This window comes from Bradyrhizobium sp. USDA 4503, from assembly GCF_054055815.1.
In genome coordinates this window covers 6,134,457-6,156,956 of the sequence record NZ_JBSRXS010000001.1, presented here as the reverse complement: position 1 = coordinate 6,156,956, position 22,500 = coordinate 6,134,457, and the positions used below count along the sequence as shown (strand labels likewise).

The 22,500-nt window shown below is 65.0% G+C and carries 21 protein-coding genes; 8 read left to right on the top strand and 13 right to left on the bottom strand.

From position 1 onward, the window contains the following. Positions 1–8 precede the first annotated feature (8 nt). Together ACVMIH_RS29305 and ACVMIH_RS29300 are read left to right on the top strand one after the other, a co-directional pair. Positions 9–1,865, top strand: a complete 1,857-nt coding sequence (locus ACVMIH_RS29305; RefSeq protein WP_456864294.1) for a branched-chain amino acid ABC transporter ATP-binding protein/permease — start codon at positions 9–11, stop codon at positions 1,863–1,865. Then, positions 1,862–2,560 (top strand): ABC transporter ATP-binding protein, encoded by a 699-nt coding sequence (locus tag ACVMIH_RS29300; protein ID WP_057015566.1) that lies wholly within the window; start codon positions 1,862–1,864, stop codon positions 2,558–2,560. Before ACVMIH_RS29305 ends, ACVMIH_RS29300 begins: the two co-directional genes overlap by 4 nt. A 219-nt stretch (positions 2,561–2,779) precedes the next feature. On the opposite strand, the gene ACVMIH_RS29295 is transcribed toward ACVMIH_RS29300, so the two are convergent. Next, positions 2,780–3,205: an HIT domain-containing protein gene (locus ACVMIH_RS29295; RefSeq protein WP_456864292.1), complete on the bottom strand. Its 426-nt coding sequence runs from the start codon at positions 3,203–3,205 to the stop codon at positions 2,780–2,782. A gap of 105 nt (positions 3,206–3,310) precedes the next feature. On the opposite strand from ACVMIH_RS29295, the gene prmC reads away from it, so the two are divergent. Together prmC and ACVMIH_RS29285 are read left to right on the top strand one after the other, a co-directional pair. Continuing rightward, entirely contained in the window at positions 3,311–4,198 is an 888-nt protein-coding gene (gene prmC / locus ACVMIH_RS29290) for a peptide chain release factor N(5)-glutamine methyltransferase (RefSeq protein ID WP_316395909.1), read from the top strand. 497 nt (positions 4,199–4,695) lie between these two features. Further along, on the top strand, positions 4,696–5,466 hold the full coding sequence (locus ACVMIH_RS29285; protein WP_057015569.1) for a DUF4167 domain-containing protein: 771 nt from the start codon (positions 4,696–4,698) through the stop codon (positions 5,464–5,466). Positions 5,467–5,532: 66 nt separating this feature from the next. On the opposite strand, the gene ACVMIH_RS29280 is transcribed toward ACVMIH_RS29285, so the two are convergent. Further along, positions 5,533–6,285: a class I SAM-dependent methyltransferase gene (locus ACVMIH_RS29280; protein ID WP_456783216.1), complete on the bottom strand. Its 753-nt coding sequence runs from the start codon at positions 6,283–6,285 to the stop codon at positions 5,533–5,535. Between the two features lie 185 nt (positions 6,286–6,470). Between ACVMIH_RS29280 and gloB the strand changes: the two genes are divergently transcribed. Next, the gene (gloB, locus tag ACVMIH_RS29275; RefSeq protein ID WP_092083095.1) at positions 6,471–7,238 is read left to right on the top strand and encodes a hydroxyacylglutathione hydrolase; all 768 of its coding nucleotides are present in this window, start codon (positions 6,471–6,473) and stop codon (positions 7,236–7,238) included. After that, positions 7,238–7,669: a cupin domain-containing protein gene (locus tag ACVMIH_RS29270; RefSeq protein ID WP_076824702.1), complete on the top strand. Its 432-nt coding sequence runs from the start codon at positions 7,238–7,240 to the stop codon at positions 7,667–7,669. The genes gloB and ACVMIH_RS29270 overlap by 1 nt, the downstream gene beginning before the upstream one ends. A 271-nt stretch (positions 7,670–7,940) precedes the next feature. On the opposite strand, the gene yddG is transcribed toward ACVMIH_RS29270, so the two are convergent. From yddG to ACVMIH_RS29255, 3 genes are all read right to left on the bottom strand, one after another. Next, positions 7,941–8,813, bottom strand: a complete 873-nt coding sequence (gene yddG, locus ACVMIH_RS29265) for an aromatic amino acid exporter YddG (protein WP_092083093.1) — start codon at positions 8,811–8,813, stop codon at positions 7,941–7,943. Between the two features lie 187 nt (positions 8,814–9,000). Further along, on the bottom strand, positions 9,001–9,726 hold the full coding sequence (gene phbB, locus ACVMIH_RS29260) for an acetoacetyl-CoA reductase (protein WP_016841131.1): 726 nt from the start codon (positions 9,724–9,726) through the stop codon (positions 9,001–9,003). 267 nt (positions 9,727–9,993) lie between these two features. Further along, the gene (locus tag ACVMIH_RS29255; protein WP_076824763.1) at positions 9,994–11,172 is read right to left on the bottom strand and encodes an acetyl-CoA C-acetyltransferase; all 1,179 of its coding nucleotides are present in this window, start codon (positions 11,170–11,172) and stop codon (positions 9,994–9,996) included. A gap of 313 nt (positions 11,173–11,485) precedes the next feature. Between ACVMIH_RS29255 and phaR the strand changes: the two genes are divergently transcribed. Continuing rightward, entirely contained in the window at positions 11,486–12,076 is a 591-nt protein-coding gene (gene phaR, locus ACVMIH_RS29250; protein ID WP_057015574.1) for a polyhydroxyalkanoate synthesis repressor PhaR, read from the top strand. Between the two features lie 125 nt (positions 12,077–12,201). Here phaR and ACVMIH_RS29245 read toward each other — a convergent pair whose 3' ends face one another. From ACVMIH_RS29245 to ACVMIH_RS29220, 6 genes are all read right to left on the bottom strand, one after another. Then, the gene (locus tag ACVMIH_RS29245) at positions 12,202–12,588 is read right to left on the bottom strand and encodes a RidA family protein (RefSeq protein WP_225162692.1); all 387 of its coding nucleotides are present in this window, start codon (positions 12,586–12,588) and stop codon (positions 12,202–12,204) included. A gap of 257 nt (positions 12,589–12,845) precedes the next feature. Next, positions 12,846–15,182 (bottom strand): acetamidase/formamidase family protein, encoded by a 2,337-nt coding sequence (locus ACVMIH_RS29240; RefSeq protein WP_456783215.1) that lies wholly within the window; start codon positions 15,180–15,182, stop codon positions 12,846–12,848. Positions 15,183–15,264: 82 nt separating this feature from the next. Then, on the bottom strand, positions 15,265–16,506 hold the full coding sequence (locus ACVMIH_RS29235) for an acetamidase/formamidase family protein (RefSeq protein WP_456783214.1): 1,242 nt from the start codon (positions 16,504–16,506) through the stop codon (positions 15,265–15,267). Between the two features lie 40 nt (positions 16,507–16,546). After that, entirely contained in the window at positions 16,547–18,157 is a 1,611-nt protein-coding gene (locus tag ACVMIH_RS29230; protein ID WP_456783213.1) for an amino acid ABC transporter permease/ATP-binding protein, read from the bottom strand. Between the two features lie 32 nt (positions 18,158–18,189). After that, positions 18,190–19,083 (bottom strand): ABC transporter substrate-binding protein, encoded by an 894-nt coding sequence (locus tag ACVMIH_RS29225; RefSeq protein WP_076824695.1) that lies wholly within the window; start codon positions 19,081–19,083, stop codon positions 18,190–18,192. A 204-nt stretch (positions 19,084–19,287) separates the two neighbouring features. Continuing rightward, positions 19,288–20,979, bottom strand: a complete 1,692-nt coding sequence (locus ACVMIH_RS29220) for an EAL domain-containing protein (RefSeq protein ID WP_456864289.1) — start codon at positions 20,977–20,979, stop codon at positions 19,288–19,290. Positions 20,980–21,199: 220 nt separating this feature from the next. Here ACVMIH_RS29220 and ACVMIH_RS29215 point away from each other — a divergent pair, with 220 nt between their 5' ends. Further along, positions 21,200–21,484 carry a hypothetical protein gene (locus ACVMIH_RS29215; protein WP_069279792.1) on the top strand — a complete coding sequence of 95 codons (285 nt, stop codon included), beginning with the start codon at positions 21,200–21,202 and terminating at the stop codon, positions 21,482–21,484. A 7-nt stretch (positions 21,485–21,491) separates the two neighbouring features. On the opposite strand, the gene ACVMIH_RS29210 is transcribed toward ACVMIH_RS29215, so the two are convergent. Continuing rightward, the gene (locus ACVMIH_RS29210) at positions 21,492–22,130 is read right to left on the bottom strand and encodes a hypothetical protein (protein ID WP_057015581.1); all 639 of its coding nucleotides are present in this window, start codon (positions 22,128–22,130) and stop codon (positions 21,492–21,494) included. Between the two features lie 143 nt (positions 22,131–22,273). Continuing rightward, a complete protein-coding gene (rpmF, locus tag ACVMIH_RS29205; RefSeq protein ID WP_021077536.1) occupies positions 22,274–22,459 on the bottom strand; it encodes a 50S ribosomal protein L32 in 186 nt (61 codons plus the stop codon). Between the last annotated feature and the right edge of the window lie 41 nt (positions 22,460–22,500).

Below are 22,500 nucleotides of genomic sequence, written 5' to 3'. Positions count from 1 at the left end.
ATATTTAGATGCTTAAACAGCGCCCATACCTGATCGAATTCCTGACGGCCGCCGGACTGATCGTCGCGCCCTTCGTGCTGCCGTGGCTCGGCTTCGCGCCCAACACGGTGAACCGGATCCTGGTCTGGGGTCTGTTCGGCCTCGGCTTCGACATCCTGTTCGGCTTCACCGGCCTGCTGTCGTTCGGCCAGTCGGCCTTCTACGGCACCGGCGGCTTTGTCGCCGCCTGGCTGCTGACGCGCGCCGGCTTCCCGTACGTCGTGCTCGCGCTCGTCATCGGCATGATCGCGGCCGCCGCCACCGGCTATCTGATCGGCCTGATCGCGCTGCGTCGCACCGGCATCTACTTCGCGATGATCACGGTGGCGATCGCCGAGGTGTTCTTCTTCGTCGAGTTCAATCCGCTGTCGGACTTCACCGGCGGCGAGAACGGGCTGCCGGGCGTACCGACCCCGAGCTTCAATCTCGGCTTCACCACGCTGCACTTCACCACCGGCTGGTCGCTCTACCAGTTCCTGGCGCTGTGCTACTTCATCGGCGTCGTGATCGCACTGCGCATCGTGCGCTCGCCGGTCGGCGCCGTGTTCAGTGCGATCCGCGACAATCCGCTGCGCGCGACCGCGGTCGGCCACAACATCCACGGCTACAAGCTGACGGCCTTCGTGATCGCCGCCGCCTATGCCGGCTTTGCCGGCGGGCTGCTCGGCGTGCTGCAGGCCTTCATGCCACCCGACGCGTTCACCTTCGACACCTCGGGCCAGCTCGTGATGCAGACCGCGATCGGCGGCCGCGGCACACTGTTCGGGCCGCTGGTCGGCGCCGCGGTGTGGCTGTCGCTGCAGGACTTCCTGCAGGCGGCGCTCGGGCTCGGCGCGGCCTGGAAGCTGGTGCTCGGCATCGTGTTCGTGCTGCTGGTGTGCTTCCTGCGCCGCGGCATCATCGGCGGCCTCGCCGACCTGTACCGCCTCCTGACCGGACAGCGCGGCGCCAAGGAGCCGGAGGAGAGCGCACCCGAGGTCGTCGCCGTGGCAAGCGAGCGGCACGCCACGGCGCCCGCCGCGCCGAAGCCGGCGGCGGCTCGTGCCGGCGGCAATCCGTCCGGACCGATCCTCCAGGCCAGGGGCCTGACCAAGCGCTATGGCGGCCTGCTCGCCAACAGCGACATCGACTTCACGGTCAATCACGGCGAGCTGCGCGGCATCATCGGCCCGAACGGCGCCGGCAAGTCGACCTTCTTCAAGATGCTGACCTGCGAGGTGCACCCGACGTCGGGCACCATCCTGTTCGAGGGCCGCGACATCACCGGCATGAATGTCACCGACGTCTGTCAGCTCGGCCTGACCAAGAGCTACCAAGTCAACCAGCTGTTTGCCGGGTTGACGGTGCGCGAGAATTTGGTGATCGCGGCGCTGTCGGCGCTGCGCGGCAAGTTCAAGCTCGACCTGTTCCGCAGCATCGACAGCATCCCCGGCCTGTCCGAGCGCGTGCAGCAGACGCTCGAGCTGGTCAATCTGACCTCGAGGCCGGACACGCCCGTGTCCGAGCTTGCCTATGGCGAGAAGCGGCGGCTGGAGATCGGGCTGGCGCTGGCAACGTCGCCGAGCCTGTTGCTGCTGGACGAGCCGCTCGCCGGCATGAGCCCGCGCGAACGCGTCGAGACCGTCAAGCTGCTGAAGTCGATCAGCCAGGGCCGCACCATGATCATCATCGATCACGACATGGATGCGCTGTTCGAGCTCGCCGAGCGCGTCACCGTGCTGCAGGAGGGCCGCGTGCTGGTCGAGGGAACGCCGGAAGAGATCAAGAACAACTCGACCGTCCAGGAAGCCTATCTTGGCGGCGTGCATGGAGTGCTCGCCGCATGAGCCTGCTCGAGGTCAACGGACTGAACAGCTATTACGGGGATTCCCATATCCTGTTCGACGTCTCGATGCGCGTCGAGCGCAACGAGGTGGTGGCGCTGCTCGGGCGTAATGGCGCCGGCAAGAGCACGACGCTGAAGAGCCTGATGGGCGTGGTGACCCCGCGCCGCGGCTCGGTGATGTTCGACGGCGTCGAGATCTCCGGCCGGAAGAGCCACAAGATCGCGCAGGCCGGCATGCAGCTGGTCCATGAGGAGCGCCGCATCTTCGGCAGCCTGAGCGTCGAGGAGAACCTCGTGATCGCCGGCCTGACCGCCTCGCAGCGCTGGCCGCTCGACCGCATCTACGAGATGTTCCCGCGGCTGCGCGAGCGGCGCGGCAACCGCGGCACCGACCTGTCGGGCGGCGAGCAGCAGATGCTGGCGATCGCGCGCGCCTTGGTACGCGATCCCAAGATCATCCTGCTCGACGAGCCGTTCGAGGGCCTGGCGCCGGTGATCGTGCGCGACCTGATGAAGGCGTGTCGCGATCTCGCCGAGGCCGGACAGACCATCGTGCTGGTGGAGCAAAACCTCGCCGCGACGCTCGCGCTGGCGCAGCGCATCTACATCATCAACAACGGGCACATCGTGCATGAAGGGCCGGCGCAGGAGATCAAGGCGCAGCCCGATGTTCTGCAGCGCTATCTCGGGGTTTAGGGCGCGTCACTTTCTCCGCCGTCATTGCGAGCCAACGGGTCGCGCGAACGCGCGCCCGGCATCGGCCCGCATGCGCGGATGGATGGATTGCTTCGTCGCTACAGCGCAAAATTGCTTTGCAAATTTTGTCGCGAGCTCCTCGCAATGACGAACTCGATATTGCGCATGGCCTCTCGGGATAGGGATTACGGCATTCCCGCGTCGGACCGGGCCACCCGCTCACCCATCCAGCGCCGCGATCATCCGCCTGGCGTGATCGGCGAGCACATCCATCTCCGCCTTGACGGTCTGCGCCGGCAGCAGTGCGACGCCGGCGTTCACCGGCATCACATGCATGTGCAGGTGAAACACCACCTGACCGCTGGCGGGCTCGCTGAACTGCTGGATGATGATGCCGTCGGCCGCGAACGCCTTCATCGCGGCGATGGCGATGCGCTTGGCCGACCGCGCCACCGCGGCGAGGTCGTCTTCCGCGATGTCGAGGATGCCGCGCGCGGGCGCCTTCGGAATCACCAGAGTATGTCCCGGCGATCGCGGCATGATGTCGAGAAAGGCAAAGGTCCGGTCGGTCTCGTAGACCTTGAAGCTCGGGACCTCGCCGCGCAGGATCCTGGCGAAGATGTTCTGGTCGTCATAGCCCGTCATGGTCGCGCGTTCCGGATCGCTAGGTTTAGATTCTGACCGTGCGCGCCGGCCGCACGGGGCGCAAGTGATATCGACGCCGCATCGACCATCGGCTAACAACGCGCCATGAGCGAACCCGCAGGACATGGCCAGACTGTCGAGAGCATCAGGCGCAGCCTCGCCGCCCGCCTCAAGGCGGCCGGCCACGACGCCGCCGAGCTCGATGCGCGACTGCTGGTCGGCGCCGTGCTGGGGCTCGATCTGACCGGCATGATCACCGGCGCGAAGCGCGCGCTGACGAGGGACGAAGCCGATCGCCTCGAGCACCTCGCGCAGCGCCGCCTCGCCGGCGAACCGGTCGCGCGCATCCTCGGCGTCAAGGAGTTCTGGGGACTGCCGCTGCACCTGTCCGCCGCGACGCTGGTGCCGCGCCCGGACACCGAGACGGTGGTCGAGCGCGCACTCGAACTGCTGCGCGCCGACGGGGTGGCCGAGCGCGCCTTGCGGATCGCCGATCTCGGCACCGGTTCTGGCGCGATCCTGCTGGCGCTGCTCTCGGAACTGCCGAACGCGCATGGCTTCGCCACCGACATCTCGACGGAGGCGCTGCAGACCGCGAGCCGCAACGCCACCGCGCTCGGATTCGCCGATCGCACGACATGGATCGAGTGCGACTACGGCCGCGGGCTCGTCGGCGCGTTCGAGCTGATCGTGTCCAATCCGCCGTACATCCCCTCGGCCGACGTCGCCGGACTCGACATCGAGGTGCGCGCGCATGATCCGCGCGCGGCGCTCGACGGCGGTGCCGACGGGCTCGACGCCTACCGCGCGCTGATTTCGCAATCTGCGGGTCTTTTGACCTCAGGAGGATTTCTGGTTGTGGAAGTCGGACAGGGTCAGAGCGGCGACGTTGAAGCGCTGATGACGGCATCCGGGTTATCCCCAACGGGGCCGCCAAAGGCCGATCTGGGGGGCATCCCGAGGGCCGTTTCCGCCCGCCGGCTGCCCCGATAAAGTCCTATTGGAACGAAAAAAAACCTCTTGGATTATCCCCCGGGAACGACTACGTTCCGGGCACAACATCGGTGCTGGCCCCGTAATCCGTTACGGGTGATGACCAGGGTTCAGCAGAGCCCGCCGATCGAAAGGTTCCAGGAACGCAGGTCATATAGAGCGCAATAGCCGAAGCTGTGCTGCTCTCGACCGCCAAGCGAACGAAAGCCTGTTATTGCGCTTGAAGACTTACGCACGAGAACTGAGCCTGTCTCAACGGGCGGAATGATTTGGTCGCTGGCGCGATTGCCGGCGGTTGGGGAACGCGTCTTTGCTGCACGCGACTTTGCTGAACGAGATGGTCGGCGACATCGAAACCACTTCGAACGGTATTGCGATTCCGTGTGCCTAGGCGCGCGCCGAATCGGACTCTGGGAATCGGACTTCTGAGAAATCGGACTGCTGAGAAATCGGACTGTGGACTGCAATAACTTCAGGGCTGGAATAAAAGGCGACAGATGAGAAACGGTCAGAACAACAAGCGGATGCGCAACCGGAATAACAACAACAATAACAACAACAATAACCGGCGCGGCCAGAATCCCCTGACACGGGTGTACGAATCGAACGGACCTGACATCAAGATCCGCGGCACGGCCTCCCACGTGGCCGAGAAATACGTTCAGCTTGCGCGCGATGCGCGCTCCTCCGGCGATCCGGTGGCCGCTGAGAACTACTACCAGCACGCCGAGCACTACTACCGGATCATCGCGGCCGCGCAGGAGCAGTTCCGGCAGAATCAGCAGCCGCCGCGCCCCGACGCCGAGGTCACCCCGACCGAAGACGGCGACGACGACAGCGACGGCTATTCGAGCTTCGGCCAGGAGCCGGGCTTCGTGCCGCAGCAGCAGCAACCTTTCATGCGCGACAACGGCCAGCAGCCGTACCAGCGCGAGCAGCAGCAGCCGCGCGAGCATCGCGAGCGCGACCAGCAGCCGCGTGAGCACCGCGAGCGCGAGCATCGTCCGCAGCCGCAATATCAGCCGCAACCGCAGAACCAGCCGCAGCCCGCGATGGCCGATGCCGGCGGCGTCGATCGCCTGCCCTCGTTCATCACCGGCGGCGCGCAGCCACAGGTCAACGGCGCCTATGAAGGCAATAATGGCGGCGCAGAACGCGGCGAACGGAGCGAGCGCTTTCCGCGCCGCCGCCGCCGTCCGCACGGCCCGCGCCCCGACCTGGCGACGCAGCCCGCACCGAGCGACGACTTCAATCCGGGCAACGAGTAATCCTGAAAATCTGTCACCCTCCCTTCACGGGGAGGGTGAATTGTCCGCGTCACGCCTCGGGTCGTGTTACGGCTCTGCGTGAGTCGATTTGCGCGTCGCCGTCGAGGACGGCACCAGCACCGGACGCAATGACGGGATCAGTTGCGTGCGCTCGCGACGCGCGGGAATCGCCCGATAGACCTGCTTGGTCGCCTCCACGATATGCACGCCGGCGAACGGCATCGACAGCGCCGCGCCGACCCGCTCCCACGCCATCGCCGAGCGCAGGAACCAGCTGCCCTGCACCGGCGGCATGAACAACGCCTCGCCCCACGACGACGGCGTGAACCAGGTCTGCCGCAACAGCTGCGTGATCTGCGCCCGCGAATAGGGCCGGCCATGGCCGAACGGCGTGGCGTCGGTGCGCGTCCAGACGCCGCGGCGGTTCGGGATGATCGCGATCAGCCGCCCCGACGGCGAGAGCACCCGCCACACCTCGCGCAGCAACCGCTCCGGGTCATCGGACATCTCCAGCGCGTGCACCAGCAGCACGCGGTCGACCGCGGCATCCGGCAGCGGCATCGAGAATTCGTCGATCAAGGTGGCCAGCGCCGGCCGGCCGGTCGGCCATTTCAGCACGCCCTGGGCCGCCGGCATGAAGGCAATGCAGCGCTCGCAGGACTCACGGAACAGGCCGAGATAGGGGGTCGGATAGCCGAGGCCGAGCACGCGCTGGCCTTCCGCGTTCGGCCACCGCGCGCGGATACCCCGGTTGATCAGCTGCCGCGCCACGATGCCGAGGCGCTGCGAATAGAAGTCGCGCAGGTCGATGACGTCCATGGTGTTTAGCCTAACACGCCCCCTGCTGCCCGGGTGCGCCGAAAATTGCATTGCCGCCGGAGCGTTAACGCCATATTTCACCCCTATATTGGGCGCGTTAAAAGCATGACCCGGGAAAGTCGATACCGGTCTTTCGAATACATCATGCTTTGAAAATGTCCGTCCCGTTTGTTCGTGGAGATATCATGACCGCCGAAATTCGCACCTTCAGCTGCCTCACCGACAATTTCGGGTATTTGATCCACGATCCCGCGACCAAGGCGACCGCGTCGATCGACGCGCCGGAAGCCGGCCCGATCATCAAGGCGCTGGAGCGCGAAGGCTGGACGCTGACGGATATCCTGATCACCCATCACCACGGCGACCATGTCGGCGGCGTCGCCGAGCTGAAGCAGAAATACGGCTGCCGCGTCGTCGCCCCGCACGACCAGTCGGCCAAGATCGCCAATGTCGATCTGCGCGCCGCCAATGCCGATGTCATCAAGGTCGGCAGCCTGCTCGCACGCGTGGTCGAGACGCCCGGCCATACGCTCGATCACATCTCCTATGTGTTCGACGGCGAGAAGGCGGTGTTTGCCGCCGATACGCTGTTCTCGATCGGCTGCGGCCGGGTGTTCGAGGGCACCTACCCCATGATGTGGGATTCGCTGCTGAAGCTGCGCTCGCTGCCGGACGATTTCCGTCTCTATTGCGGCCATGAATATACCGCTGCGAATGTGAAATTCGCGCTCACCATAGAGCCCGACAATCCGGCCCTGCAGAAGCGGGCCGAAGAGGTCACAAAGCTGCGCGCCGAGAACAAGCCGACGATCCCGGTGCTGCTCGGCGACGAGAAGAAGGCCAACGTGTTCCTGCGCGCCGACGAGCCCGCGGTAGCGGCGAAGCTGCACATGAAGGGCGCCGATCCGGCGCTGGTGTTCGGCGAGCTCCGCGAGCGCAAGAACAAGTCGTGATGGCCGACCTCTCGGCGGCCGACATCATCGCGCGGCTCGCGCTGCAGCCGCATCCCGAAGGCGGGCACTATCGCGAGACGTTTCGCGACGCGCGCTGCGACGCCAATGGCCGTGCGCATTCGACCGCGATCTACTTCCTGCTGGCGCGCGGCGAGCGCTCGCATTGGCACCGCATCGACGCCGTCGAGATGTGGCACTATTACGCCGGCGCGCCGCTGACATTGCGGATCGCGCAGGACGGCGGCCCACATTCGATCACGCTCGGGCCGGATGTGGCGCGCGGCGAGCAGCCACAGGCAATCGTGCCGGCGGACACATGGCAGGCTGCGGAAAGCAGCGGCGACTGGACGCTGGTCGGCTGCACCGTCGCGCCGGGATTCGAGTTCGCGAAGTTCGAGCTGGCGCCGAAGGGCTGGGAGCCCGCTTCGTAAGAGCTTTTTCCCGTCATCCCCGCGCAAAGGCTTTGCCTTTGTCGCTGGAGGTGCGAGCCTTGCGGCGCAATTGCGCCGCTGGGCGAGCCTCGAAGGATGAATCGGCCACAGACGGGGCCGTCGACCCTTCGAGACGGCCGCGTTGCGGCCTCCTCTGGGTGACGGTGAAACAATAGCAACAACCCTCTTCGTAGGATGGGTAGAGCGCAGCGAAACCCATCATCTCGCCGCGTGGACCAAAGGCGATGGGTTTCGCTTCGCTCTACCCATCCTACGTTCTTTTTCTCAGCACCATATCCTTGGCCGCGATCAACCCGCCGCCGGCGATCAGGATCGCGGCGATCGCGATATTGGCGCTGGGCTTGGCGAAGCCCGCTGCGATCAGGAACGCGGTCGAGAGCAGCGGCGTGGCGTAGGAGGCGGCACCGAGCACGCGGATGTCGCCGCGCTTCATGCCGATATCCCAGGCGAAGAACGCGGCCCCCACCGGACCGATGCCGAGCGCGACGACGGCAAGCCACTGCAGCGGCGTCGCGGGCCACACCGTCGTCTCCACCATCATGTGCACGAGCGCCGCAAGCACGGCGGTCGCGAGGCAGAAGCCTGCCACCGCATCGGTCGGCACCGCCTTGAGCCGGCGCGACATCACCGAATAGGACGCCCAGACGAACGCCGCGACAAAGGCGGCCGCGAAGCCTGGAATCTGCTCTTTTGTGAAGGCGCCGGTGTTGCCGGCGAACAGCAGCACGGTGCCGGCGAGCCCGAGCAGCGCGCCGACGATGTGATGCACCGCAAGCCGCTCGCCCGGCAGCAGTGACGAGAACAGCACGATCAACAGCGGCCAGAGATAATTGAGCAGGCCGGCCTCGGCCGGCGGGGCGAAGCGCAGCGCCAGGAAATACAGCGCGTGATAGCCGAACAGCCCGCCGACGCCGACGACCCAGGCGACCAGCGGTTGCTTCAACGCGCCGAAGGCTGACGGACGCAACAGGAAGCTCGCGAACGCGACCGCGGCGCCGATCGCAAAGGTCATGGCCGCGAGCTGGAACGCCGGGATCGCCCCGGTCGCGACCGTCATGACCGACAGCAGCGACCACATCAGGATGGCGGTCAGTCCGACAAGGGTGGCAGTTCGGGTCGTCATCTCAATTCAATCCGTCGTGGCCGGGCATGACTATCCAAAGGATGGCGGTCTGAAGCCGCTCGCCGATGTCCCGGCCGGCCACGTCTTCCTTCGCGTGTGGCGCGTTGTAAAGACGAAAATGCCCGGCACAAGGCCGGGCATTCGCTACTTGATTGTGCGCGCCTGCGACGCGACGACGCTACTCGCGTCAGGCGTGATACTGGCCGCCGTTCACGGTCAGCGTCGAGCCGGTGATGAAACCGGCATCGTCGGCGGCGAGGAACACCACGGCCCGCGCGATCTCTTCGGGTTCGCCGAGCCGGGCAACCGGAATCTGCGGGATCACGTTCTTCTCGAGCACGTCCTTCGGCACCGCCTGCACCATCTCGGTGTTGATATAGCCGGGGCAGATCACGTTCACGGTGATGCCGCCCTTGGCGTTCTCCAGCGCCAAGGCCTTGGTGAAGCCGATGTCGCCGGCCTTGGCCGCGGAGTAGTTGACCTGGCCGAACTGGCCTTTCTGGCCGTTGATGGAGGAGATCGAGATGACGCGGCCGAACTTGCGGGCGCGCATGCCCTCGATCACCTGGCGCGTCATGTTGAACAGCGAGCCGAGGTTGGTGTTGATCACGGCATTCCACTGCTCGACCGTCATCTTGTGGAACGCGGTGTCCTTGGTGATGCCGGCATTGTTGACGAGCACGTCGACCGGGCCGAGATCGGCCTCGACCTGCTTGACGCCGGCCGCGCAGGCGTCGAACGATGCGACGTCCCACTTGTAGACCGGAATCCCGCTCTCCGCCTTGAACTTCTCCGCCGCGGCGTCATTGCCGGCGTAGCTCGCCGCCACCTTGTAGCCCGCCGCTTTCAGCGCCTTGCTGATCGCAGCTCCAATACCGCGCGTTCCGCCCGTCACCAATGCAACACGTGCCATGTCCGTTTCCTCCTTGGCCGTCTTTTATAACCGGATAACTCCGGCCTACGCACTCACTCAACAAAGCGCGATGAGATCAGGTTGAATTGTCATCGCGCTTTGGCTCCCTTTTTTGAGCATGATCTTTCGGAAAACCGCTGCACACTTTTCCGGATCATGCTCTCGAAACAAAAATGCCCGGCGCAAAGCCGGGCATCTTATTTATCAGCTCGCTTCGCGGTTGACAGATGATCTTTTCATCACCTAACCGGCCTCGCTGCCTTTTGTTCAGTCGCGTGCAACGCACATAGCGATGCCCATGCCGCCGCCGATGCACAGCGTCGCGAGGCCCTTCTTGGCATCGCGCTTCTGCATCTCGTGCAGCAGCGTCACCAGCACGCGCGCACCCGACGCGCCGACCGGATGGCCGATCGCGATCGCGCCGCCATTGACGTTGACCTTGGCCGGATCCCAGCCGAGGTCCTTGTTCACCGCGCAAGCCTGTGCCGCGAACGCCTCGTTGGCCTCGATCAGATCGAGGTCGGCGATGTTCCAGCCGGCCTTCTTCAGCGCGGCGCGCGAGGCGGGGATCGGGCCGGTGCCCATGATCTTGGGGTCGACGCCGGCCTGGCCCCACGACACGATGCGGGCCAGCACCTTCTTGCCCTGCTTGGCGGCTTCCTTGGCGGTCATCAGCACGACGGCGGCGGCGCCGTCATTGATGCCCGAGGCGTTGCCCGCGGTCACGGTGCCGTCCTTCTCAAAAGCCGCGCGGAGCTTGGCCATCGCGTCGAGCGTGGCGCCGTGGCGCGGATACTCGTCGGTGTCGACCACGATATCGCCCTTGCGGGACTTGATGGTGACCGGGACGATCTCGTCCTTGAACTTGCCGGCCTTCTGCGCCGCCTCGGCCTTGTTCTGCGAACCGACCGCGAACTCGTCCTGCTGCGACCGGGTGATCTGGTACTGCTTGGCGACGTTCTCGGCGGTGTTGCCCATGTGGTAGCCGTTGAAGGCATCCCACAGCCCGTCCTTGATCATGGTGTCGATCAGCTCGAGGCCGCCCATCTTGACGCCGCCACGCAGATATTGCGCGTGCGGGGCCATGCTCATGGATTCCTGGCCGCCGGCGACGACGATCGAGGAATCGCCGTTGAGCAGCGCCTGGTAGCCGAGCGCCACGGTGCGCAAGCCCGAGCCGCAGAGCTGGTTGACGCCCCAGGCCGGGCTTTCCACCGGGATGCCGGCCGCGATCGAGGCCTGGCGGGCCGGGTTCTGGCCCTGCGCGGCGGTGAGGATCTGGCCCATGATGACTTCGGAGACCTGACCGCCCTCGACGCCGGCACGCTCCAGCGCCGCCTTGATGGCGATGGCCCCGAGGTCATGGGCCGGCGTGGTGGCGAAAGCGCCGTTGAAGCTACCGACGGGGGTGCGGGCGGCGCTGACGATGACGACATCGTCTGACATGGACATCTCCTATGGGTTGTAGCTGGGTTTCTCGACGGCGGGCGGCCGATTTGGCGGGCCTGTCTCTTGACGGCTATCCTGTAAACCTCGTTGAGACATGTCAATCGCACTGTCGGGCAAATCGCGCCGCGACGCACTCAAAATGACGCCCTTGGCACTTTCCTGAGCAAATCCTATGCTTTGGAATTAACCGCACAGCACAAAACTGTAGCCGAACCGCTTTGAAAATGCTTACCTTTGCTGCGATGCGTTGCATTTTGCCCTGCGGCGATGCCGTAGGGTTCCAGGTTCTTCGGTGTTGAAGTGAGAGCCCATGGCAAAATCTGAACAACCGACCACGATCAAGAAATACGCGAACCGGCGGCTCTATAATACCGGGACGAGCACCTATGTCACGCTCGAGGATCTCGCGGCGATGGTGAAGGAAGGCGAAGATTTCCTCGTCTATGACGCCAAGACCGGCGACGACATTACCCGCTCCGTGCTCGCGCAAATCATCTTCGAGCAGGAAAACAAGGCCGGGCAGAACCTGCTGCCGACCACTTTCCTGCGCCAGCTGATCCGCTTCTACGGCGACAGCATGCAGATGGTGGTGCCGAAATATCTCGAACAGTCGATCGAGACGCTGACCAAGGAACAGGAAAAATTCCGCAAGCAGATCGCGGGCGCGCTGAGCGGGACACCGTTTGCGCCGCTGGAAGAACAGGTCCGCCGCAACATGGAGCTGTTCCAGCAGACCTTCTCGATGTTCAAGCCGTTCGTGCCGCAACGCGGTGGCGGCGAGGCCGACAAGGCGCCGGAGCCCACGCCCGATGACGGCAACATCGACGATCTTCGCCGCCAGATGAAGGACATGCAGGAACGCCTCGAGCGCATGTCGCAGCCGACGAAGAAGGACGAGTAGGTCTCGTTCAGGTCCGCTGCCGGCCCGGCCGGACCTCCGGCCGCCATCACTTCTGAAGTCCTGATGGCGGCTCTCGCCGACGTCGGGCGGTCTCCGTCTGGTCGAGCATACCCTCGCGGGCGCGTCTATGCAGGCCGGCGGCAGACGAGATCGATTTCGATCAACGCATCATAGGCGAGACCGGTGACGCCGACGCAGGTGCGGGCCGGCAGGCGGTCGGACGGGAAATAGCTGCGATAGGTCTCGTTCATCGCCGCATAATCTTCCTTGAAGCGCGTCAGATAGATGCGCGACATCACGATATGCTCGAGGCCGAGATCGAGGCCCGCAAGCACCACGCGCAGATTCTCCATCACCGCGCGGGTCTGCGCCACGATGCCCTCGGGCAATAGGCCGGGTGCGGCCGGCGTATCCGGCATCTGGCCGGTGACGAAGACGAAGCCGTCCGTCTCGACCGCGTGGCTGAACGGCGCGACCGGCTTCGGGCCACCGGATATCATGTGAAACTGCAACGACGTCTCCTCGCCTGCTCTTTGATGGATCATGATGCGCGTCTACGGCATCGCATCATGATCTCATGTCTTTGTTCGAGCATGATCTTTCACGCTCTAGTGTCCCGAATCCGAAGTTCGCATCATTTGCCGCACCTTCGGAGCGAACTTCGGATTCGATAAGGACACTAGCAAACTTATGATTCTAGTGTGCTTTATGAATGCGAAGTTCGTGAAAGTGGCTGCCGCGAAATCGCACGAACTTCGCATTCAGCACACTAGTTTTGCGGCGCGTGATCGAAGACGCGCTTGCTGAGAATGGCATGGACGCCCCAATTGCCGTCCACCACCTGCGTCACGCCGAAATCCACCGCCACCGACATCAGCGCGATCGCCTCGTCCTCGGTAAGGCCTTTGATGTTCATCAGGAAGCGGCGCATCTTGCGGAACGCATCCTTCATCGCGAGATCGAGCGACGAGGTCGCGTAGACCTCGCTCTGCCCCTTGGCGCCGAATTCGGCGAGATAGTTGGGATGACTGAAGCCCATCAGCACCCAGTCGGCTTCGGTCTCGATCAACGGATAGGTAAGATCGGCGAAGGGCTGATTGGTAAGCTCGTTCTTCTTGTGCAGGATGACCTGGAACGTGCCGGTCATCGAACATTCGATGGCGGTGCCGCCGAGTTCGCCGTCACCCTGCGCAGCATGGGGATCGCCGACTGACAATAGCGCGCCCGGCACCGACACCGGCAGATAGACCGTCGAGCCCTTGCCGAGCCGCCAATTGTCGAGATTGCCGCCGAAATATGCGGGCGGGACGGAATCGACAAGCTCGGCCTCGCGCGGCGCAAGCGCGATGACTCCGAAATGCGGGCGCAGCGGAATGCGGATGCCGTCGAGCACGTCGTGGCGGCGCCGCACCGATGACGGCGGGATCGGGATGCCCGGATAGTCGTAAGTCTTGTGCAGCGTCCCGAACGGATCGGTCTGCGGCTCCCAGCGATAGGAATACAGCGCACGGGCATGCGGCGCGTCATCGTCGTCGACGATCTCGTAGATCGTCACCGCCTCATGGGCGTTCTGCTCGGCAAGGAACTCCTTGTAGTGATAGCCCCACCAGGCCGCGACGCTGCTGCCGAACACGCGGCCCTCGAAGTCCGGATTGCGGCTCGCGCGCGGCGCGATGTCGAGGATGCGGATTTCCAGTACGTCCCCTGGCTCCGCGTCCTTCACGGCCACCGGCCCGGTGCAAATGTGAACGCCGAATCCCTCGCCGGCGCCGCGGCCGTAGATCGAGGCATCGAGCGGGCCGGCGCCGCGGCGATCGACGTTCTTCCGATCGCGCGTCCAGTGGAACACGCTCTCCGCGCCTGGATCTCCCTTGATCATGCGCTCGGGATCGTCGGAGGCGTGCTGGGTCAGCGTCTCAATGGTGATGGTGTCGCCGGAGCCGATCTCGACCTGCGGCGGCAACGAATGGCTGAAATAGCCCCAATGCACGCGCGAGGCATCCGCGGCGAGATGGTGATGGCGCGGCGCGTCCGCGATCTCCACGTCATGGGCGTTGAACGGCGCAGCCGTCCTGCGCACCAGCGCTGCGCGCCGGCTGCACATTTGCGCCAGCGCCTGTTGAGGCCAGCCGCGTTGCACCGTGGCCGCGGATGCGGTCTGCCGCTCGGCTTCATGCTGGCGGAATTCGCGCGGCGACAGACCGAAGCGCTGGCGAAACGCGCGGCTGAAATGGGCAGAGTCGTTGAAGCCGACGCGGAACGCGATCTCGGAAATCGAACGATGCGCCTCGGCGGGATTCGACAGATCGGCCCAGGTGCGCTGCAGCCGACGTTCGCGCAGGTAATGCGTGAAACTGGTGCCGGCCCCCTCGAACAGCTTTTGCAGATAGCGTTCAGAAATGCCCTCGGCACTGGCGATTTTGACCGGCGTCAGATCGGGTTCCTCGAGGCTGCGTTCGACGGTCTGACACAGGCGATGCAGCGTCGCTGCCTTGGAAGCGCCGCCGCCGCCGCGATCGCCCGCCGTCTCGCCATGCTGACGCATGAAGGTCGGCAGCAGATCGGCGAGACTTCGCGCCAGCGCCGTCCATTCGACATCGGACAGCGCGTCGAGATCGCGCGCGGCGAGCTCCATCATCTGCGCGAATACGCTGCCAAAGCCGCCGGGCTGGAGCACCCGCACCTCGCCGCCTTGCAACGTGGCGCGATGGCGATGTGCCGGTTCGGACGTCACCGACAGCACTACCGCGCGCATCTCGCGCTGGAACGACACGCTCCAATCCCCTGCGCGTGGCAGCAAGAGAAGATGCCGCGCAGCAACGATCTGATAACCGGTGGTCGTCTTCAGCGCCACCCCGTCTTCGAGCGGCAGCAGCACCAGCGGATGATCGGCCACAGCATCCGTGCGCGGCGACACCGATTGTGGCCCTGCCGAAAGCCTGGCCAGCGTCACGCCCTGAAAGCTGCGCCGCACCGCGATGGCATGGCCGGCATGGGTGCTCGTGGCGACCGTGGGCTGCAAGCCGACCGACGCCAGGACGTCCCGCCACGCCTCGGGGCGGTCGCCTTCGGAGTAGGATTCACTCGTGAACGGACGCAACCTCATGCATCGACCTTTATGGCCGAAGCGAAGCAATCTCCGTGCCATCCCCAAGGATGACACGTCCTGCTCGGTGGCCGGCGCGTGATCAGTCACACCGGAACACGTTCTTGCGGATGGTCCCGTGCACGCCCCAATTGGCGTCGACCACCTGCGTCACGCCAAAATCTGCCCCCACCGACATAAGCGAGATCGCCTCGTCCTCGCTGAGCTTGTGCACCGTCATCAGGAAGCGCCGCATCTTGCGAAAGGCGTCGCGCATGGCGCGGTCGAGGCTGGAGTGATTGGCGATTTCGAGCTGCGCATTGGCGCCGAGCTCGGCGAGATAGTTCGGGTAGGTGAAGCCGTAGACCGACCAGGCGTCGGGGGTTTCCAGCATCGGATGCGTCAGGCCTTCGAGCTGTGTGCCGCCGAGATCGCGATGCTTGTGCAGGATGAATTCGAAATCGCCGGTGAGCGAGGTCTCGATCGCCGTGCCGCCGAGCTCGCTGTCGCCCTGCGCGGCATGCGGATCACCGACCGAAAAGAACGCACCGGGCACCGCAACCGGATAGAACATCTTGGCCCCCTTGCCGACGCGCCAGTCGTCGATGTTGCCGCCGGTATAGCTCGGCGGGATCGAGGAGACGAAATCCTGCTCCGACGGCGCGAGGCCCATGGTGCCAAAATGCAGCCGCGCGGGCACACGGACATTGCTCAGAACATTCTCACGCTTGACGACGGTGGCGTGATCGACGCGGACGCCGGGATAATCGATGGTCGGGTGCACGATGCCATCAGGATCGGTCTGCGGCGTCCAGATATAATTGTAGACCGCTTTGGCGAAAGGCTCACCCGACGCGTCGAGCTCGAAGATCGTCACCACCTCGCGTGGCTTCGGCTCTTCGATCAGGTCGTGATAGTGAAAGCCCCAATTGGCCGCGACGTTGGAACCGAAGCATTTGCCGGCATGGCAGGCGTTGCAGGCCGGCCTCGGTCGCACGTCGAGAATGCGAACCTCCAGCACGTCGCCCGGCTCGGCGCCTTCGATCGCCACCGGACCGGTGAGCAGGTGCACGCCGACGCCTTCGCCGGAGCCGCGGATGAACGGCCCTTCGATGGGCCCCGAACCGCGCCGCACCACCGCCTTGTGCTCGCGCGTCCATTTGAACACGCTCTCGGCACCCGGATCGCCCTCGATCATGCGCTCGTAATCGTCATTGGCGTGATGCGTCAGCGTCTCGATGGTCGCGCGGTCGCCGGACTTCAGCGTCAATGCCGGCGCCACGACCTTGCTGAAATAGCCCCAATGCACAGTCTTCGCAGATACCGGCAGCAGATGATGTTTCACGCAGGGGTCCTCACGCGGATGGAAACGGAACGGGTTCTATTCATGCGACCTCGGCCTCCATGGCATTGAGGAAACGCTGCGCGACCGGATTGCGCGGATTGCTCAGCACCTCGTCGGCCGGGCCCTCCTCGACGATCGCGCCATCCGCCAGCAGCACCACGCGATCAGCGACTTCACTGGCGAAGCGCAGTTGATGGGTCGAGATGATCATGGTGAGGCCGTCTTCCACCGCGAGGCGACGGATCACTTCAAGGACCTCATTGACGAGTTCGGGATCGAGCGCGGAGGTCGGCTCATCCAGCAACAGCACGCTGGGATTCGGCGCGATCGCACGGGCGATGGCGACGCGCTGCTGCTGGCCACCGGAGAGATGCCGCGGCAGCGCATCGGCGCGGTGGCTGAGGCCGACGCGCCCGAGCAGTTCGGTCGCCCGGCGATCCGCATCTATGCGCGACACGCCATGCACCCAGCGCAGCGGCCCGGCGATGTTCTCCTTCGCGGTGAGGTGACCGAACAGGTTGAACTGCTGGAACACCATACCGACACCGACCTCGGCGCGCGCCTGCGCCAACAGTCGCGGCGACAGCGCCTTGCCGCTATCGCTGAAGCCGAGCCGGCGACCGCCGACCTTGATGCTGCCGTCGTTCCAGAGTTCGAGATTGTTGATACAGCGGAGCAGCGTGCTCTTGCCGGAGCCGGACGGCCCGAGCAGCGCGACCACCTCGCCGATCCGCACCGTGAGATCGACGCCGGCGAGCACCATTTGCTTGTCATAGCTTTTGCGCAATGCGGCAACATCGACCGCCACATTGTTCCGCTTCAGGATCTCGTTGCGTTTGGCACGATCGACACGCTCGGTCTGCGCCCGCGGCGGCGGCAATTCGGCGACACCGGCATCGGGCAAGATCTCGGGCGGCGCGTCCTCGGCCGCAATCAGCGGATCATCGAATCCCTGCGCGCGATACCCCGGCATCATCCGCATCAGCTTGATCTGCTTCGATGCGCGGTCGAGATCGAACAGCCATTCGAGGAACAGCTGGATGCCGGCGATCGCCGCGGTAAGGAACAGATAGATCAGGCCCGAGGCGAAGAAGATCGAGAAGAAATCGAAAGTTGCCGACGCCATCTGGGTCGAACGCAACGTCAGCTCCTGCACGGCGATCACCGACGCCAGCGAAGAATTCTTCAGCGCGCTGACGGTCTCGTTGCCGAAGGCGGGGATCATCGAGCGGATCGCCTGCGGGGCGATGATCCGGCGCATCAGGACGCCGGGCGTCATGCCGAGCGCCTGCCCGGCCAGCACCTGGCCGCGATCGACGCCGAGCACGCCGGAGCGCAGCATCTCGGCGATGAACGGAGCTTCGTTGCAGGCCAGCGCGAGGCCGGCGGCGAGAATGGCCGGTAGCTTGATGCCGATCTGCGGCAGGGCATTATAGGCGAACACCATCTGCAGGATCAGCGGCGTGCCGCGAAAGATCACGGTGTAGACCCGGGCGAAGGACGCCAGCGCCCTGAAGCGGCTGAGTTGCATCCACGCCAGGATCACACCGAGGATCAGGCCGCCGAGCAGACCGAGGGCGGTGACCTGCAAGGTCGCCTGAATGCCCTCGATCATATACGGCATGGTCAAATAGTGGAGGAACAGCTCCATGGAGCATGTCGTCCTTTTGCCGGTGCTGGGGCCTACTTGACCGTCAGCAGACCGGGCTCGATCAGGTTCTCCGGATCGAGATTCCACTTCTTCAGCAACGCGAGCTGATCGCCCGATTTGTAGATCTCGGTCAGCGCCGCCTTCACGGCATCGCGGAAGGCCGGTTTGTCCTTGGGCACGCCGATGCCGACCTTGTACGGGATCGTCACCGCGATAGCTTTTTCGAGCTTGTCCGGATAGGCCTTCACCGCATTGTCGACGGTGTTGACGTCGTTGACATAGGTGTCGGCGCGTCCGGCCAGAATCGCCTGGATGCAGTTGGCGTTGTTGTCGTAGAGCTGAATGGTCGGCTCAGGCTTGCCCTCCTTCTTGCACTCCGGCACGAGCGCCTGGATCAGCGGAACTTCAACGTAACCTGTGTTCTCGGCCGCTGCCGCACCGCACATCGAGGTGTTGATGCCGGAGATCTTCTTCGGATTGCCCTTGGCGACCAATACGCCGTCGAACACCTTCGAATAGGTGATGAAGTCGGCCGCCTTGGCACGCTCTTCCGTGGCGTAGATGTCGGAGATCACAATGTCGGCCTGACCACTGGACAGCGTGGTCAGAAGTGCGGCGAAGGTCACCGCCTTGTAGGTCAGCTTGAAGCCGAGGCATTCGCCGATCTGCTCGCCGAGATCGATATCGAAGCCGACATATTTGCTCGGATCCTTCGGATCGATCGACTCGTAGCCCGGCGTATGCGGATTGATTGCGTTGACGAGGGTCTTGCCCTTCCAGTCCGGATACTTTGCCTGCAGCTCCGCACAGGCGGCCGGCGCAGCTGCCCTGGCGTCGGTTGGAGCACCGACGCCCACAACGAGCAATGCCCCTAACGCTGCGATGTGCATGAGTTTGTACGCGCGCGGAAAAGATAACGTGACCATTCGATCCTCTTTCGACGTTGTCATGGCGCAAGCCACGGTCCAAACCTCGAAGAAGTAAACGGCGGTCTCCGGCGGAAAACTTGTCTGGGGACGCACAATTAATTGGATGAACTCCCGCCAAACCTTGGGCAGGACGCGCTCATATTTTGAGCAATCCCTTTCGCGGGTATCACGACCGATATTGTGAAGCGGCCTATGGCCGCTTCAGCCCGTGGCGGGCACGGGCTTCTCCGCCGACGCGTTCCACGGGCGGTCCGGCGAGGCGAGGCCGATCAGGCGGCCCTGGATGAAGTCGCAGCCCCATTCGCGCAGCATCACGGCGGCTTCCTCGTCCTGCACCCATTCGGCGACCGTCCTGATCTCGAGGCGGCGGGCGAGATCGATCAGCGTTTGCACGAAAGCGCGGTCGTCGGCCGAACGCACGATGTTCTGCACGAAGGCGCCGTCGATCTTCACGATGTCGACGCCGAGCTTGCGCAAGTTGCGGAACGAGGTGTAGCCGGCGCCGAAATCGTCGATCGCGATCCGGCTGCCGAAGTTCTTCAGGCGCGTGACAAAGCCGCGCACGTCGTCGATATCCTGGATCGCCACCGTCTCGGTGATCTCGACGATCAGCCGCTCGCCGACGCCGGGATGCGCGCGCATCAGGGATTCGATGGTGGCCCACCAGTCCGGATCCATCGTGGTGTCGGGCGAGATGTTGAGGCTGAGCTGTACGCCGGGAGCGGCAGCGAGCTCGGCGATGGCGAGCTCCAGCACACGGTGATCGACCAGCCGGATCAGGCCGAGCCGCTCGGCGACCGGCACGATATCGGGCGCGAGCAGCGCGCGGCCGTCGTCCTGCTCCATCCGGACCAGGCACTCGTAGAACGCGGGCTGCCGCAGGCGCGCATCGACCACGGGCTCGAAGCCGATCACGATGCGGCGCTCGTTCAGCGCGGTGACGATCTCGTCGGTGACGCGGATGTTGACGCGGCGCTGGGCGTCGCGCTCGACATTCGGCTTCCACAGCGCGAACGATCCGGCGCGGCGGCTCTTGGCCGCGTCCAGCGTCTCCTGGGCGCGATTGACCGCCTCCTCCGCCGACCGCGCATGGCGGGGAATGGTGACGGCGCCGATCGAGACCGTCACCGATACCGGGCCGGACTTGGTCGGCACCACCTCGTCGCGCACCGCGGCCAGGAAGCGCTCGGCCGCGACATTGGTGTCGTCGACGGTGCAGTTGCGCAGGATCAGGCCGAACTTGTTGCCGGAGAAGCGGCCGAGCATGTCGCCGCTGCGCAGCCGCGCACGAATCCGCTTCGCGACCTCGGCGATGACGGCGTCGGCGACATCGAAGCCAAAGGCATCGTTGACGCGCGCGAGGTGATCGATGCCGATCAGCATGAAGGCGCAGGAGGAGCGAAAGCGCGCGCACTCCTCCATCGTCTCGGCGAGCGAGGCGATCAGATGGGTGCGGTTGAGCTCATTGGTCAGCGGGTCGTGCCGCGACAGCTTCAGCAGCTGCTCGTCGCGGGCATGCCGCTCATTGTTGATGCGGACGACGCCCTGCACGCGCGCCGGCCTGCCGTCGGCGCCGGCAAACCAGCAGCCGGTCTCCTCGATCCAGATCACCGGCGCCGAGGTGACGGCCCGCACGCCATATTCGATCCGGTAGGGAACGCCCTCCCCGCCGCGTACCGGCGCCGGCGCGCCGAGCGCATCGGATCGCACCGAGCGCGATGGCTCGATCAGCTTTGCAAGCTCGGCGCCGCTCGCCAGCGCCGCGACCGGGATATCCGGGAAGACTGCCGCCACATTGTCGCTCCAGGCGATCGCATCGCTCGCGAGGTCCCAGGCGAATGTCGCTTGGCCGAGCGAGGCGAGGATGCTGGCAGGTGGCGGGACAGGGGGCATCGAACATGTCTCGATTTGGGACGGCGCCCGGTGATTCTACACGCTCTCAAGATAGTGGTTCCGGCGAATCCAACGCTAGGTGAAGTTGATAAATAATCTGGAAACCACGTTTTCGACTGTCCGGGAACGAACTGGGGACGGCGGGCATGACCCTTGCCACAGGGGGTGTTGCGGAGGGCCGCAACGTCCCAAACTATGACGCTCCAACGGGTCGCAGACGATGCCGGATATCGATCAATCGGAAATCCTCGACGGCGAGTGCACCGGCGATGCTGCGGCGGCCAGCACGGCGCTGGTGCCGCTGGCCGCGACCACCCATTGGGCGCCCAAGATCCCGCTGCCGCATGCCGATCCGTCGTTTGTGGCTCATCTGATCGCCACCGCCGCACACGAACCGCAGACGCGCGGGCAGCGGCGTGGGTCATTGGCCGACGCGCAGAGCGCTTACGGCCCGCATGTCGACGAACGCCGCAGCGTGGCGCGGCGGACCCGGCAGATCATCTAGGAAAATATCAGCGCTGCGGCGCGTCCGACGGCGGATGGCCGCCCGGCTGCAAATCCGGCGAGGTCACCGTCGGCTTTGGCGCGGACTGATCGAGCAGCACGGATTCCGCAACCGACGTCGCCGAGGGGACCGGTGCGGCCGGTGGCGGCGCGGCAGGCGCCGGCGCGGCGACAGGCGCGGGCTCAGGCCGGGGTGCCGGCTCCGCTACGGGTGCAGGTTGCGGTGCCTCAGCTGCCGCAGGGTGCGCCCTGCCGGCGCTGGGCGCCGGTGCGACCACCGCACGGCGGCGGGTGCGCAGCGCAATTCCGGAAATGAAATCGACCAGCGCCAGCAGCGTGAGCAGGCCATAGGTCGAGTTGCCGAATTTCGGCCAGAGCACGAATTCGGCGGCGGCGGCGCCGAACACGATCAGCGACAGCAGATGGTCGGTGAGATATTTCGCGCCGGGGCGCGCGCCCTTGATGACCTCGAGCAGCAACAGCAGCACGGCGGCGGCGAGCAGCATGTCGCTGAGCGTGATCTGCCACTGCTCGCCCGACAGCAATGTCAGCCTGATCAGCGGGTCGGTGAACGACACGCCGGGCATCAGGAAAGCGATGATGTTGTAGACCGCGAGCGGAACGAGCAGCAGCGGAAAACCGACCATCGGGGCTTGCGCCTTATTCAGGGAGAACCAGCAATGCGGCGATGCTCATTGGCCTCGCCGCGGACGCGCCCGTCTTGGCCGCACTCGTTGACCGAATTCAGGCGCCGCGCCGCATGGCTGCGGCGCGTAGGCCGAATGTCCGATCAGGACTCTTTCTTGGCCTTCAGGACCTGGCGGCCCTTGTACATGCCGGTCTTCAGGTCGAGGTGGTGCGGACGGCGCAGTTCGCCGGAGTCCTTGTCCTCGACATAGGTCGGGGTCTTGATCGCATCGGCCGAACGGCGCATGCCACGGCGCGACGGCGAGGTTTTTCTTCTGGGAACGGCCATGACGGTGTCCTCTAGGGGTGTTGCGGAGGCATCGTCCGAAA